This is a genomic window from Streptomyces sp. NPDC006207, assembly GCF_040613835.1.
Taxonomy (GTDB): domain Bacteria; phylum Actinomycetota; class Actinomycetes; order Streptomycetales; family Streptomycetaceae; genus Actinacidiphila.
Window position 1 is genome coordinate 101,586 of sequence record NZ_JBEXSX010000021.1, and the last position, 13,850, is coordinate 115,435.

Annotated in this window: 12 protein-coding genes; 8 read left to right on the plus strand and 4 right to left on the minus strand. The window is 72.6% G+C overall.

Translation table 11 applies throughout. The features are described 5' to 3' along the window. Nucleotides 1-76 precede the first annotated feature (76 nt). Nucleotides 77-1,744 carry an IclR family transcriptional regulator domain-containing protein gene (locus tag ABZ312_RS19010; RefSeq protein ID WP_500323330.1) on the plus strand — a complete coding sequence of 556 codons (1,668 nt, stop codon included), beginning with the start codon at nt 77-79 and terminating at the stop codon, nt 1,742-1,744. A gap of 79 nt (nt 1,745-1,823) precedes the next feature. Continuing rightward, on the plus strand, nt 1,824-3,740 hold the full coding sequence (locus ABZ312_RS19015) for a M48 family metallopeptidase (RefSeq protein WP_500356880.1): 1,917 nt from the start codon (nt 1,824-1,826) through the stop codon (nt 3,738-3,740). 16 nt (nt 3,741-3,756) lie between these two features. Here ABZ312_RS19015 and ABZ312_RS19020 read toward each other — a convergent pair whose 3' ends face one another. Continuing rightward, the gene (locus tag ABZ312_RS19020) at nt 3,757-5,151 is read right to left on the minus strand and encodes a C39 family peptidase (RefSeq protein WP_500323326.1); all 1,395 of its coding nucleotides are present in this window, start codon (nt 5,149-5,151) and stop codon (nt 3,757-3,759) included. 292 nt (nt 5,152-5,443) lie between these two features. Between ABZ312_RS19020 and ABZ312_RS19025 the strand changes: the two genes are divergently transcribed. Together ABZ312_RS19025 and ABZ312_RS19030 are read left to right on the plus strand one after the other, a co-directional pair. Next, entirely contained in the window at nt 5,444-6,616 is a 1,173-nt protein-coding gene (locus tag ABZ312_RS19025; protein WP_500323324.1) for a sialidase family protein, read from the plus strand. A gap of 37 nt (nt 6,617-6,653) precedes the next feature. Continuing rightward, complete coding sequence (locus ABZ312_RS19030) at nt 6,654-6,923, plus strand: chaplin (protein ID WP_500323322.1); 270 nt, start codon at nt 6,654-6,656, stop codon at nt 6,921-6,923. An 82-nt stretch (nt 6,924-7,005) separates the two neighbouring features. Here the strand turns inward: ABZ312_RS19030 and ABZ312_RS19035 are convergent, their stop codons facing one another. The 3 genes from ABZ312_RS19035 to ABZ312_RS19045 are packed head-to-tail and all read right to left on the minus strand — an operon-like array spanning nt 7,006 to nt 10,291. Then, nucleotides 7,006-8,103, minus strand: coding sequence for a threonine aldolase family protein (locus ABZ312_RS19035; RefSeq protein ID WP_500323321.1), 1,098 nt, complete (start codon nt 8,101-8,103; stop codon nt 7,006-7,008). After that, nucleotides 8,082-8,846, minus strand: coding sequence for an SDR family oxidoreductase (locus tag ABZ312_RS19040; RefSeq protein WP_361806588.1), 765 nt, complete (start codon nt 8,844-8,846; stop codon nt 8,082-8,084). Before ABZ312_RS19040 ends, ABZ312_RS19035 begins: the two co-directional genes overlap by 22 nt. 26 nt (nt 8,847-8,872) lie before the next feature. Then, nucleotides 8,873-10,291: a DUF6421 family protein gene (locus tag ABZ312_RS19045; protein WP_500323320.1), complete on the minus strand. Its 1,419-nt coding sequence runs from the start codon at nt 10,289-10,291 to the stop codon at nt 8,873-8,875. A gap of 228 nt (nt 10,292-10,519) precedes the next feature. On the opposite strand from ABZ312_RS19045, the gene ABZ312_RS19050 reads away from it, so the two are divergent. The 4 genes from ABZ312_RS19050 to ABZ312_RS19065 all read left to right on the plus strand — a co-directional run bounded on the left by ABZ312_RS19050 (nt 10,520) and on the right by ABZ312_RS19065 (nt 13,847). After that, nucleotides 10,520-11,215, plus strand: a complete 696-nt coding sequence (locus tag ABZ312_RS19050; protein WP_500323318.1) for a glycerophosphodiester phosphodiesterase — start codon at nt 10,520-10,522, stop codon at nt 11,213-11,215. A gap of 99 nt (nt 11,216-11,314) precedes the next feature. Further along, nucleotides 11,315-12,226, plus strand: coding sequence for an ABC transporter substrate-binding protein (locus ABZ312_RS19055; RefSeq protein ID WP_500438265.1), 912 nt, complete (start codon nt 11,315-11,317; stop codon nt 12,224-12,226). Then, complete coding sequence (locus ABZ312_RS19060) at nt 12,223-13,098, plus strand: amino acid ABC transporter permease (protein ID WP_500438267.1); 876 nt, start codon at nt 12,223-12,225, stop codon at nt 13,096-13,098. The genes ABZ312_RS19055 and ABZ312_RS19060 overlap by 4 nt, the downstream gene beginning before the upstream one ends. Beyond that, a complete protein-coding gene (locus ABZ312_RS19065) occupies nt 13,095-13,847 on the plus strand; it encodes an amino acid ABC transporter ATP-binding protein (RefSeq protein WP_500323315.1) in 753 nt (250 codons plus the stop codon). The genes ABZ312_RS19060 and ABZ312_RS19065 overlap by 4 nt, the downstream gene beginning before the upstream one ends. Nucleotides 13,848-13,850 lie beyond the last annotated feature (3 nt).

Below are 13,850 nucleotides of genomic sequence, written 5' to 3' on the forward strand. Positions count from 1 at the left end.
TGATCCTCGGGCGCCCGCTCTGTCAACGTTCCGGGGCGGTACGGTTTCGACGACGTTTCGCCACGCTGGAGTGCTGATGACACCGCTGACCACCGCGACCACTCCCCCGCCGCAGGAGGCCGTCGGCCCCCTCGTCCGGGGACTGGCGGTGCTGCGCGAGCTGGCCGCGGCCGACGGCCGGCGCTCGGTCGGCGACCTCGTGCGGGCCACCGGCCTGGCGCGGTCCACGGTGGACCGGGTGGTCAGCACGCTCGTCCGCACCGGGTACCTGCGGGTCGAGGGCCGGGACGCCGTCCTCGCCCCCCGGCTGATGGAACTCGGCAACGCCTACCTCGCCGCCAGCCGCTTCCCCGACCTGCTGGGTCCGCTCGCCGACGCCCTGGCCGACGGCCTGGACGAGTCCGTGTCCATCGCCGTGCCGGACGGCGACGGGGTCCGCTTCGTCCACCAGGCGACCCGGCGCCGCGCGATGTCCCTGACCTTCCGCATCGGCGACCAGCTGCCGGCCGAGCGCGGCGCCCCCGGGGCGCTCTTCGCCGGCGACTGGGACGACGCCGGATGGGAACGGTGGCGCCACCGCCGCGCGGCGGACCCGCTGGACACCGGCTTCCCCGCACTGCCCCGCGGACACGGCGACGCCGCCGCCTCCTTCCCGGAGCGGGTCGCCGCCGCGCGCACCCACGGCTGGTCGGCGGACGACCAGCTGATCGAACCGGGACTGATCGCCGTCGCCGTGCCCGTACGGGACAGCGCCGGGCAGCCGGTGTGCGCGGTGAGCGTGGTCAGCCACACCAGCAGGCACAGCGCCGAGTCGCTGCGCGAGGCCGTGCTGCCCCGGCTGCGGGAGACGGTCGCGGCCATGGAGGACGCCCTCTCACGGCCCGCCGACGCCCCCGCCCCCTCCCCCACCGACGCGTCGCCCTCGCCCGCCGCCTGGACGCGGGCCTCCAAGCAGGAGCTCGGGCCGGAGTTCGTGGAGTCCCTGGCCCGCGGGCTCGCCGTGCTCACCGCCTTCGGCGGGGGCCGGGCCGAACTCCCCCTCACGGCCGTAGCCGAGGCCACCGGGCTGGCCCGCGCCACCGCGCGGCGCTCCCTCATCACCCTGGAGCACCTGGGCTACATCGCCTCCGAGGGCCGCCTCTTCCGGCTCACCCCGCACGTGCTGGAGCTGGGCTGCGCCCACCTGTCGCGGCTGACGCTCCCCGAGATCGCCCTGCCCCATCTGATCGAACTGGTCGGGGCGGTGCACGACTCCGCGTCGATGGCGGTGCTGTCCGGCGAGCACATCCAGTACGTGGCGCGCGTGCCCACCGTCCGCATCATGAGCGTCAACATCACGGTCGGCACCCGCTTCCCCGCCTACGCCACCGCGATGGGGCGCGTCCTGCTGGCGGGGCTGCCCGCCCGGGACCGCGCGGCACACCTCGCGCGCACCGGCTTCGCACGGCTGACCCGGCACACCGTCACGGACGCACCGCGCCTGGCCCGTGTCCTCGACGAGGTCGCCGCCGAGGGGCACGCCCTGGTCAGCGAGGAGCTGGAGGAGGGCCTGCGGTCCATCGCCGTCCCCGTCCGCGACCGCGGCGGCCGGGTGGTGGCCGCGATCAACGTCTCCATGCACGCCAGCCGCCGCTCCGTGGAGCAGTCGCGTTCCGAACTGCTGCCCCCGCTCCTCGAGGCCGCCGCACGCATCGGCGACGACCTGTGCGTGGTGGGCCGTTACGCGCGCGTACCGGTCGGCTGAGGGGCCTGTGGACAAGTGGTCCACGCCGTCCGCGAGCGGGCATCATCGAGGGACACGGGGGACGCGAGGGGGGTGACCGATGAGCGCGGTGTGGGCGTCGTTACGGGCGCTGTTGGCGATCGTGCTGCTGGCGGGTCTGGTCGTGCTGATCGGCGGGCTCGGGCTCGGCGTGCTGGGTCTGCTCGGCCTCTTCCTGCTCGCGGCCCGGGACGGTCACGCCGACCTCGCCATGCGCGGTGTCATCGTCGCGGCGGCCGCCGTCCCGCTGCTCCTGAGCATCGTCCAGGGGCTGGGCGCGATCACCAGGGCGCCGCCGCTGCGGGCGGACGCGGTACCGGTGTCCCGCGAAGAGGCCCCCGCACTGTGGGAGTTGGCCACCGGCATCGCCTGGCAGGTCGGGGCGCGCCCGCCTGACGTGCTGCTGCTGACCGGGGACGTCAACGCGTCCGTGTCCGAGGACGGGGCCGCGCTGGGCCTGCTGTCCGGGCAGCGCCGGCTCCACCTGGGCCTGCCCCTGCTGGCGAGCCTCACCCACGCGGAGCTGAGGGCCGTGCTGGCCCACGAGTTCGGCCACTTCTCCCACCGTCACACGCGCTTCGGGGCCGTCGCGTACCGGTGCGACGCCGCCCTGGCCACGACCCTCGGCCAGTGGAACACCGGGACGAGGTGGTTCTCCCTCCCGCACCTCGTGGTGCGCGGCTCCGTACGGCTGTACGCGCTGGTCTTCCGGTGGCTCACCTTCGCGGTACGACGCCGCCAGGAGCTGGAGGCGGACCGCACGGCCGCACGCCTGGCCGGGCACGAGGTGACGGCGTCGGCGCTGCGCGCGACGCACGGCACCGCGGTGGCGTGGCGGAGGTTCCAGCAGGAATGGCTCGATCCGGCCGCACTGGTGGGGATGCACCCCGACAACCCCTACCTGGCGTTCCGTTCGCTCCTCGGCGAGCTGGGCGTCCGGCGCGTACCGGTGGACGACGACCGCGTCCGCCCGCACCGGCGCGACTCGCACCCGCCGCTCGGTCTCAGGCTGCGCCGTCTGCGGGAACTCGACGTCCCGCCCGGGGAGGACGACGGGAGCGGCGCGCTCCGGCTGCTCCCCGGGGACGTGGGACGTGTGCTCGGGGAACTGCGCGGTCCGCTGGCCCACAGCCGGACGACCGTCCCGTGGGAGCGCTGGATCGAGCTCTCCGCCAACCGCGTGGCGGGCACGCGTGCCTGGGACCTCCTGCGTGCCGCGTCGCGCGCGACCGGCGAGCGGCTTCCGGGGCTGGACACCGTGCTGCGCCTGCTCGCCGACGACGGACCGGGCGCGCTGGCCCGGGAGTTCGACGGCACCGGCGAGGAGCTGGCGCAGTCGCTGCACGCACTGGTGGGCCACACCTTGCTCCGGGAGGGGCGGGCCGCCTGGGTCCCCCTGTGGGGCGGGAGCACCCGCCTGGTGTGCGACGGCCTGGCCGACGACGGGCTGCGCGTGCTCGTCACGGAGGCGCTCTCCGAGCCGCCCCAGCTCGACCGGCTGCGCCTCCACCTCACGCTCCTGGACGTGGACCCCGACCGCTCGGGACCGCCCGATCCGGCGCATCCGTGGCTGGCGGAGGGACCGGGCGACGCGAAGGAGCCGTCGTTCCAGGGATGGCGGTTCACGACCGTGGTGGACCCCGACGCGGAGCAGCAGAGGAAGCACCAGACCCGCGTCGGGCTCGTGACGGTCGGCGCCGCCGCCCTCGTCGGGATCGTCGTGGCGATCGCCGGCGGCGGCGACGGCACGACGCCGCCGCCCGGCGGGACGCCCTGTCACGTCGTCAACGGCAGCCTGGAATGCGGCCCGGGCCTACCCGGCGCGACCGGCTACCAGCCGGCCCAGGACTGGCGGACGGCCTTCCCCTCGTACCGCCCGACCTACCCGATCTACCCGACCCACCTGCCGAGCCTGCTGCCCGTGCCGAGCATCAGCTTCTCGCTGCGCCCGCTCGCACCCGTACCCTCCGGCGGCTGACCCCGCCCGCCGGGGCCTAGAGCACCCCGATCCGCTGCAGGGCCCGGGCCTGGCGGCCCGAGGGCCGCAGGGGCCAGTAGAGGTAGCAGACGCCGCCCGTGCCGCTGCGCAGCTGCCCGTCGGCGGTGTAGCGCTTGGTCCTGAGCCAGATGGTCTCGAACTGCGACCGCTTGTAGACGCGGCGCACCGAGGCGTCGTCGGGGCTCGCGGGGTCGTTGGCGATGACGTCGCCGTCGGCGGTGAAGCCGATGACGCACATCAGGTGCCCGGAGGTCCCGTACCCCGCGCCGTCGAGTTCGGAGGCGAGGAAGGACTGGGACGTTATCACCGGGATGCCGGCCCTGATCAGCAGTTCGATGTCGTTCAGGCCGCGCAGCCGGGTGATGACGGCGACCATGTCGTGGTACGTGGCCGCGTAGGCCGCGTTGAACGGCCAGTTGCCGCAGCCCTCGTACTGGCTGTCGTAGGTGTAGCGGGCGGCGTGGTCGACCTGGGGGTCCGCGTAGGAGGGGTCGACCCAGGCCAGGTCGGCGGCGGCCGGCTCGCGGCCCCAGTACTCGATGACCATCTGGGAGCCCGTCGGGCTGCACCAGGCCTCGCCACCGTTGTCGTACTGCGGGTACTGACCCTTGTGGATCTCCTGCGAGTAGCGCGGCACGGGCAGTTCGACCCCCCTTCCCACGCCCGGCACGGAGGCCGGCACCGTGAAGCGGTCCGGGACGTCGGAGGCCATGGCGCCGAGCCGCCAGACGGTGGGGGTGACCCGGGAGCCGGGGGTGCGCAGCAGGGTGAGCCGCAGGCGGTACGAGGCGAGCCGCAGGCCCGAGGCGGGGTCGTCGACGGAGAGGGTGTCGGTCCAGACGCTGCTCCTGCCGTCGCTCTGGTCGTCGACGGAGGTGCGCTTGATGTCGGCGTCACCGGAGGCCCATCGGCCCATCACGTACCAGGGGGACCGGCTGCCGTCGGTGTACGTGGCGCCCAGCTCGACCTGGATCCAGGTGCCGGGTGGCGTACGGGCGTTCCAGGAGGCGACGATCTCGGTCGCCGGGTGCCGCGGGGTGTGCTCGGGGGAGGTCCAGGTGGCGGTCTCCCAGGTGGCGGTGATCCGGGTGTGCGGGTCGGTGTACTCCATCGTGCCGGTGGGCCGCAGGATCGCCACGCCGGGGCGGGGACCGGGTACGACACCGGTGCCGGAGCCCCGTCCGCGGTACCAGTCGGCCCATCGCGTCCAGGCCCGGTACTCCACGGCGGCCGCGTCGCCGTCGTGGGCGCCCGGCCTGCCCACCACGTCGTCGGCCAGGTCGCAGTCGTCCGCGCCGGACGCGGCGAAGGCCCGCGGGGCGGTCGTCGCCGCGGCTGCCGCCGCGATGGCGGCGGCCAGCACCGTACGACGTGGGGTCGGTCGGGTCATGGCGGGTGTCCCCCTGTCATGGGCATGGACGACAGGTGCACAACTATCGCTCCACGCGGGCTTTTCGACCAGCGCCCCCGAAAGGATCCGGGCAAGTTCATTGGTCGATACCTCTGACACAGACAAGGGCGGGACCCGGTAAACCGTCAAGCATATCCGCCGCCGTTTCGGCCTAATTCCTCATATTGAACTACCGGAAAGGCGTCGAACGGAGTGTCATACGGCGACCCGGGACGACCGGTGAGAATGTGGCGCCGCTGGCCGACCGCACGCCGTCCGGAGGAATCGCCCGATGACACTCGCCGCCGCCAGGGGCAGACGCACGCTGGCCGGCCTCGCCCTGCTGCTCACCGGGGCCGCCGGGTGGCAGGCGTCCGCGGGCGGGGCGGCCACACCGCTCCCGGCCGCCTGCGCGACGTCGGTGCCCTTCCGGTCCGGGACGCAGGGGTACCACACCTTCCGCATCCCGGCGGTCGTACGCATCGGCGGGACCACCGTCCTCGCCTTCGCCGAGGGGCGCCGCAACTCGGGGGCGGACGACGGCGACATCGACGTCGTGCTCCGGCGCTCCTACGACGGCGGCTGCACCTGGGAGCCGCTCCGGACGATCGCCGACGCCGGTACCGAGACCTTCGGCAACCCCGCCCCGGTGGTGGATCCCCGCACCGGGCGCGTCGTGCTGCTGATCTGCCGCGACACCGGCCCGGAACGGCTCGTCTACGAACTGCACAGCGACTCGGGCGGCCTGACCTGGTCCCCGCCCCGCGACATCACCTCCGAGGTCAAACCCGCCAACTGGCGCTGGTACGCGACGGGTCCGGGGCACGCCATCGCCCTGAGGAGCGGCCCGCACGCCGGACGTCTACTGGTGCCCGCCAACCACACGTCCGTCCTGGCCGGCGTGACGGTGCACGGCGCCCACGCGCTCTACAGCGACAACGGCGGCCAGAACTGGCACATCGGCTTCGTCCAGGCGCTCCCCGGCGACTGGCTGAACCTCAACGAGAGCACGATGGCCGAACTCCCCGGCGGCCGGGTCTACGTCAACAGCCGTGACGACCGCGGGTTCTCCGCTCCCACCCGCGCCGACGCCTACAGCTCCGACGGCGGGCTCAGCATCGACGGCATCTTCCGGCCGCAGGGCGCCCTGGAAGGTCCCGAGGTGCAGGGCAGCGTCCTGCACACCCGGGACGGGGCGCTGCTGTACTCGGGCCCGGCCGACCCCGCGAAACGCCGCAGGATGACCCTCCGGGTCAGCGGGGACCAGGGCGCCTCGTGGACGTCCGAACCCCCCGTCAGCGAGCGTCCCGCGGCCTACTCCGACCTCGTCGAACTCGCCGACGGCACGGTCGGTCTGCTCTACGAGACCGGGACCACCTCCCCGTACGAGTCGTTGACGTTCGCCCGGTTGACGCAAGGCCCGAACGGGTGGATTCCCACATCCGGTGCCATCACGGGTCGTTGATCAGGGTCCACAGAGCGATCGTCCACAAGGAGAACGAATGATGCGCATCGCGAAGGCCGCGGCCCTGACCGCTGTCGCCGGCGCCACCGTGATGGGTGCCGCAGGCGCCGCCGGCGCGACCGACCACGGTCGCGGCCACGACCACGGCGGTGCCTCGGCCCAGGCCGCCGCCGTCGGCTCGCCCGGTGTCGCCAGCGGCAACGTCATCCAGATCCCGGTCAGCGTGCCGATCAACCTGTGCGGCAACACCATCAACGCCATCGGGCTGCTCAACCCCGCGCTCGGCAACGTCTGCGTCAATTCGTGATCCGCCGCCCCCACGAGGGGCGCGGAAAGAACGCACGGAGGGGCGTACGGGAAATCCCGTACGCCCCTCCGGCTTTTCTGATTCAGGCGGAATGGGCGGCCATTTCCTCGGCCAGCGCCGCCGCGAAGGAATCCACGTCGTCCTCGGTGGTGTCGAACGAGCACATCCAGCGGACCTCTCCGGTCGACTCGTCCCAGAAGTAGAAGCGGTAGCGCTTCTGCAGCCGTTCGCTGACCTCACGCGGCAGCCGCGCGAAGACCGCGTTGGCCTGGACGGGGCGGACGACGGTGACGCCCTCGACGGCGCGGACGGCCGACTCCAGGCGCCGGGCCATCGCGTTGGCGTGACCGGCGCTGCGCAGCCACAGGTCACCGGCGAGCAGCGCCTCGAACTGCACCGAGACGAAACGCATCTTGGAGGCGAGCTGCATGGACAGCTTCCGCAGGTGCTTCATCGCCCGCACCCGCTCCGGGTTCAGCACCACGACGCACTCGCCCAGCAGCAGCCCGTTCTTGGTGCCGCCGAAGGAGAGGACGTCCACGCCCGCGTCGGTGGTGAACTCCCGCAGCGGCACCCCGAGGGTGGCCGCGGCGTTGGCGATCCGCGAGCCGTCGAGGTGGACGGCGAGGCCCCGTTCGTGGGCGTGGTCGCAGATCGCGCGGATCTCCTCGGGCGTGTAGCAGGTGCCCAGTTCGGTGGACTGCGTGATCGAGACGACCTGCGGCTGCGCGCGGTGCTCGTCGTCGAAGCCCCAGGCCTCCCGGTCGATCAGCTCGGGGGTGAGCTTGCCGTCCGGGGTGGGCACGGTGAGCAGCTTCAGGCCGCCCATCCGTTCCGGGGCGCCGCCCTCGTCCACGTTGATGTGGGCGGAGGCGGCGCAGACGACCGCGCCCCAGCGCTCGGTCAGCGCCTGCAGGGCCACGACGTTGGCGCCGGTGCCGTTGAAGACCGGGAAGGCCTCGGCCCGCGGGCCGAAGTGGCCGCGGAAGACCTCCTGCAGGTGGGCGGTGTAGTCGTCCTCGCCGTAGGCGACCTGGTGGCCGCCGTTGGCGAGGGCGATCGCCGCCAGCACCTCGGGGTGGACGCCCGCGTAGTTGTCGCTGGCGAAGCCCCGGACCTCGGGGTCGTGGTGCCGGACCGCGTCGGTCGACGGTGCGGTCACGGGCGGGGTGTCAGCCACTGGCGGGTTCCGTTCACTTCCTCGGCGGGCCGGGTCCACACATCGGCGATGGCGTCGGCCAGGTCGGTCACATCGGTGAAGCCCGCGAACTTGGCGTTCGGGCGCTCCTTGCGCATCTGCTCGTGCACCAGCGCCTTGATCACCAGCACGGTGGCCGCGGCGGTCGGGCCCTGTTCCCCCGCGAGCTTGCGGAAGGAGTCGCCCATCGCCAGCGTCCACGCCTCGGCGGCGGCCTTGGCCGCGGCGTACGCGGCGTTGCCGGCGGTCGGCTGGGAGGCCCCGGCGGCGCTGATCAGGACGTAGCGCCCGAAGGGGCTGGAGAGCAGCCCGTCGTGGAAGGCGAGCGAGGTGTTCTGGACGGTGCGGATGAGGAGCTTCTCCAGGAAGTCCCAGTCCGCGAGGTCGGTCTCCTGGAAGGAGGCCGAGCCGCGCCAGCCGCCGACCAAGTGGACCATGCCGTCGATCCGGCCGTGCTCCTTCTCGATCCGGCCCGCCCACTCGCGGGTGGCGTCCAGGTCGAGCAGGTCGACGATGTCCCCGGTGATCCCGGCGCCGCCCGCGTCGAAGCGGGCCAGGTCCACGGCCTCGGCGAGCCGCTCCGGGTTGGCGTCCGCGGCGATGACCCAGGCACCGGCACGGGCGAGCCGCTGCAGGGTCGCGCGTCCGGCGGGGCCGCCGGCCCCTGCCACCGCGATCACGGCTCCGGCCAGGGGTCCCCTGGCCGCCTCGTTGGCTTCCGTCATCTCCGCCGCCTCCTCGCCTGGATCGGTCACGCGGCCACCTGACCCGTGCCGCGGGCCGTGATGCCCTTGGTCGAGGCGATCACATCACGCAGCTTCTTGGCCAGGGCCTCGTAGAACATGCTGAGCGGAAATTCGTCTGGCAGCACGTCGTCCACGAGCTTCCGCGGCGGCTGGTCGAGGTCCAGGGCCTCCGGGCCCTTGGCCCAGACCGAACCGGGGTGCGGCGAGAGGTAGCCGGCGACGAGGTCGTAGGCGGCGAACCAGTGCACGAGCTTGGGGCGGTCGATGCCGTCCCGGTAGAGCTTCTCGATCTCGGCGCACAGCTGATTGGTCACCTGCGGGGCGCGCTGCCAGTCGATGTGGAGCTTGTTGTCCGTCCAGCGTACGGCGTCGTGCTTGTGCAGGTACGCGAAGAGCAGCTGGCCGCCGAGGCCGTCGTAGTTGCGGACGCGGTCGCCGGTGACCGGGAAGCGGAAGAGGCGGTCGAAGAGGATCGCGTACTGGACGTAGCGGCCCATGCCGTGGCCCTCGGCCTCCAGCTTCACGGCCTCCTTGAAGGTCGTGAGGTCGCAGCGCAGCTCCTCCAGGCCGTACATCCAGAACGGCTGCCGCTGCTTGATCATGAAGGGGTCGAAGGGCAGGTCGCCGTGGCTGTGCGTGCGGTCGTGGATCATGTCCCACAGCGTGAAGGTCTGCTGGCTGAGGTCCTGGTCCGCCAGCAGTTCCTCGGCGTCCTCGGGGAGCGCGAGACCGAGGGTGTCCACGGCGGCGCGGCTCACGGCGCGGAAGCGGGCGGCCTCCCGGTCGCAGAAGATGCCGCCCCAGGTGAAGCGCTCGGGCGCCTCGCGGACGGCGACGGTCTCGGGGAAGAGCACCGCGGAGTTCGTGTCGTACCCGGGGGTGAAGTCCTCGAAGGTGATCGGCACGAAGAGGGGGTTGTCGTAGCGGGTGCGCTCCAGCTCGGACAGCCACTGCGGCCAGACGACGCGGAGCGCGACGGCCTCCAGGTTGCGATCCGGGTTGCCGTTCTGCGTGTACATCGGGAACACCACGAGGTGCTCCAGGCCGTCCTGGCGGTCGGCCGCGGGGTGGAAGGCCAGCAGCGAGTCGAGGAAGTCCGGCACCGCGAAGCCGCCCTCGGCCCAGCGGCGCAGGTCCACGACCAGGGCCTCGTGGTAGGCCTTGTCGTGCGGCACGAGCGGGGAGAGGTCCTCGACGGCGCGGACCACCCGGTCCAGGGCGCTCTCGACGGCGGCGCGCCCGGGCGCACCCTCCGCGGAGAAGTCGACCGAGCCGTCCTTGCTCTGCCAGGGACGGATCTCCTCCACCGCCTGCTTCAGGACCGCCCACGCCGGATGCCGGACAATACCGCCGCCGGACACACCGGTCTCGCTGGTGGCTGCGCTGTCCATCGATGCCGCTGCCGGCGACAGAATTTCCGTCATGACCCCTCCTTCACTGAAGAACCTCTTGTCGGCCCACCGTATATACGGCAGCTTCTCCCGTTCAAGTGGAGGCGGAGGAGATTCTTCCGCCGGAAGGGCCCCGGACCGTGGATCTTCCTGCGGGCTGCCGCGCCGTTCATCCCGTGTTCGGCCCTGTGCCGCAAGGGGCCGCTAGGCTGCCAGCGTCCCGTCGATCACCCGCAGCACCCAGCACGGAAGCGATCCCCCTTGAGTTTTCTCACCGTCGGCCATCGCGGTGTCATGGGCGTCGAGCCCGAGAACACCCTCCGCTCCTTCGTCCGCGCCGAGCGCGAGGACATGGACCAGATCGAGCTCGACCTGCACCTCAGCAAGGACGGCGCCCTGATCGTCATGCACGACGTGAAGGTCGACCGCACCACGGACGGCTCCGGGCCGATCGGCGACCTCACCCTGGACGAGCTGCGCGAGCTGGACGCGGGCGCCGGTGAGCGGATCCCGGTGTTCGAGGAGGTCCTGGACGCGGTCACCAAGCCGATCCAGGCCGAGATCAAGGACGTCGCGGCGGCCCGCGTACTGGCCGAGGTGATGCGCGAGCGCGACCTGGTCGAGCGTGTCGACGTGCTGTCCTTCCACGACGAAGCGCTCGCCGAGATCCGCGAGTGCCTGCCCGACGTGCGCACCGTGCTGGTCGCCCAGGGCCCCATGGGTGCGGAGATCGTCACCCGGGCGCAGGCGGTCGGCGCGAAGCTCGTCAGCCTGAGCCTGCGGCGGATCAGCCTGGCACTGGTGCAGGAGTGCCACCGCGCGGGGATCTCGGTGATCGCCTGGACCGTGAACACCCCGGCCGACCTCGCGCTGGCACGGGCCCTCGGCCTCGACGGCGTCGTCACCGACATGCCGGCCGTCAAGCGCGCGGTCGAGGGCGGCCTCACCGACTGGTGACCCGCCCGCCCCGCAACACGCCCGACACAACCGTCCGGCATGCGGGATCCGGCCCCGATGTCGTGGACATCCGGCGCCCGGCGGTGCCAATGTCCCGCCATGCGTACCGCATTCGCCCTCCGGGTACCCGCGCGCCTCACCTCCGCCGCGGCGGTCCTCCTCCTCGGCCTCACCGCGGCGGCGTGCGCCCCGCAGGAGGACTCCGCCTCCGACGGCCCCTCGTCGCCCGCAGGTTCCGCCCCGGCCTCGGCCGGGGCGTCCTGCGCGGTGGGCAAACTGGACACCCGTACCGCGGACGTCCTGACGATCGGCACCGACAACCCCGCCTACGCCCCCTGGTTCCAGGACAACAAGCCGGCCAACGGCAAGGGGTACGAGTCCGCGGTCGCCTACGCGGTGGCGAAGCGGCTGGGCTACGACAAGGGCGCCGTCACCTGGCGGACGGTCGCCTTCAACAACGCCTTCGCCCCCGGCGCCAAGTCCTTCGACTTCGACATCAACCAGGTTTCCGTCACCGCGGACCGCCGCAAGGCCGTGGACTTCTCCTCCGGCTACTACGACGTGCGCCAGGCCGTCGTCGCCCTGAAGGACTCCCCGGCCGCGAACGCCACGGACGTCGCCGCGCTGAAGAAGGTCAAGCTGGGCGCCCAGGTCGGCACGACGAGCCTCGACCTCATCAACGACGAGATCAAGCCGGAGCGCACCGCGGCCGTCTACCAGAAGAACGACCTCGCCGTCGCCGCCCTCAAGAACGGCCAGGTGGACGCCATCGTCGTCGACCTGCCCACCGCCTTCTACATCACCTCCGCGGAACTGGACGACGCCAAGGTCGTCGGGCAGTTCGCGACCACCGCCGGCGCACAGGAGCAGTTCGGCCTCGTCCTGGACAAGGGCAGCCCTCTCACCGCCTGCGTCACCGAGGCCGTCGACGCCCTGCGGGCGGACGGCACGCTCGCGAGGCTGGAGCAGCAGTGGCTGTCCGACGCGGTCGGCGCACCGGTGCTCAAGTGACGCTCGGCGAGGAACTGCACAAGGACGCGTACACGCCGTCGCAGCGGCGCCTGGAGCGGGAGCGCCACCGGCGGGCCCGCACGCGCCGCGCGACGGCGATCGCCGCGACGAGCACCCTGGTCACGGCGGCGGTGCTCTACCTGGGCATCACGGGCTCCCCCGGCTGGCCACGGGTCCGGGAGACCTTCCTCAGCGGCCACTACGCGCGCCTCGCCCTGCCGAAGGTCCTCGACGGCCTGCTCCTCAACCTGCGGCTGCTGGTCGTCTGCGGCGCGATCGTGCTGGTCCTCGGCCTGCTGCTGGCCGTGGTCCGGACGCTGCGCGGTCCGGTGTTCATCCCGCTCCGGGCACTGGCGGTCGCGTACGTCGACTTCTTCCGCGGCCTGCCGCTGATCATCTGCCTGCTGGCGGTGATCTACGGGGTCCCGGCGCTGCGCCTGCAAGGGGTACCCACGAACCCGGTCGTGCTGGGCGGCGCGGGCCTGGTGCTCACCTACTCCGCCTACGTGGCCGAGGTCTTCCGGGCGGGCATCGAGAGCGTCCACCCGAGCCAGCGCGCCGCCGCCCGCTCGCTGGGGCTGAGCGGTGCGCAGACCCTCCGGCACGTGGTCCTGCCGCAGGCCGTCCGGCGTGTCGTGCCACCGCTCCTGAACGACCTGGTGTCCTTGCAGAAGGACACCGGCCTGGTCTCCATCGCCGGGGTGATCGACGCCGTCTACGCGGCGCAGATCATCACCAGCCAGACCTTCAACTACACGCCCTACGTCGTGGCCGGGCTGGTCTTCGTGGCGCTCACCATCCCCATGACCCGGTTCACCGACTGGGTCACCGCGCGCATGAACCGGCGCCAGTCACAGGGAGGCACCGTATGACCGAGGCACCCGTCCTGCGGCTGGAGTCGGTCCGCAAGGGCTTCGGCGGCTCCCTCGTGCTGCGGGACGTGGACCTGGAGGTCCCGCAGCACACCGTCACCGTCCTGATCGGCGCGTCCGGCTCGGGGAAGTCCACGCTGCTGCGCTGCGCCAACCTCCTGGAGGAGGTCGACGACGGCGCGATCTTCCTGGACGGCGAGGAGATCACCCACCCCCGGGCCGACCCGGACGCGGTCCGGCGGCGCATCGGCGTGGTCTTCCAGGCGTACAACCTCTTCCCGCACATGACGGTGCTGGACAACATCACCCTGGCGCCGCGCCGCGTGCACGGCGCACCCCGCCGCGACGCCGAGGCGCGCGCCCACGAGCTGCTCGGCCGCCTCGGGCTCGACGGCAAGGCGCGTGAGTACCCGGACCGGCTCAGCGGCGGGCAGCAGCAGCGGGTGGCGATCGTCCGGGCGCTGGCGGTCAGGCCACGGCTGCTGCTGCTCGACGAGATCACCGCGGCGCTCGACCCCGAACTGGTCGGCGAGGTGCTGGGCGTCGTCCGGGACCTCAAAGAGGACGGCATGACCATGCTCATCGCCACCCACGAGATGGGCTTCGCCCGCGAGGTCGCCGACCAGGTCTGCTTCCTCGACGGCGGCGTGGTGCTCGAACGCGGCACGCCCGCCGACGTCTTCGGCGCGCCCGCGCACGAGCGCACCCGGCGCTTCCTGTCGCGGATCGTCGAGGCCGGGCGGTTCTGAGGC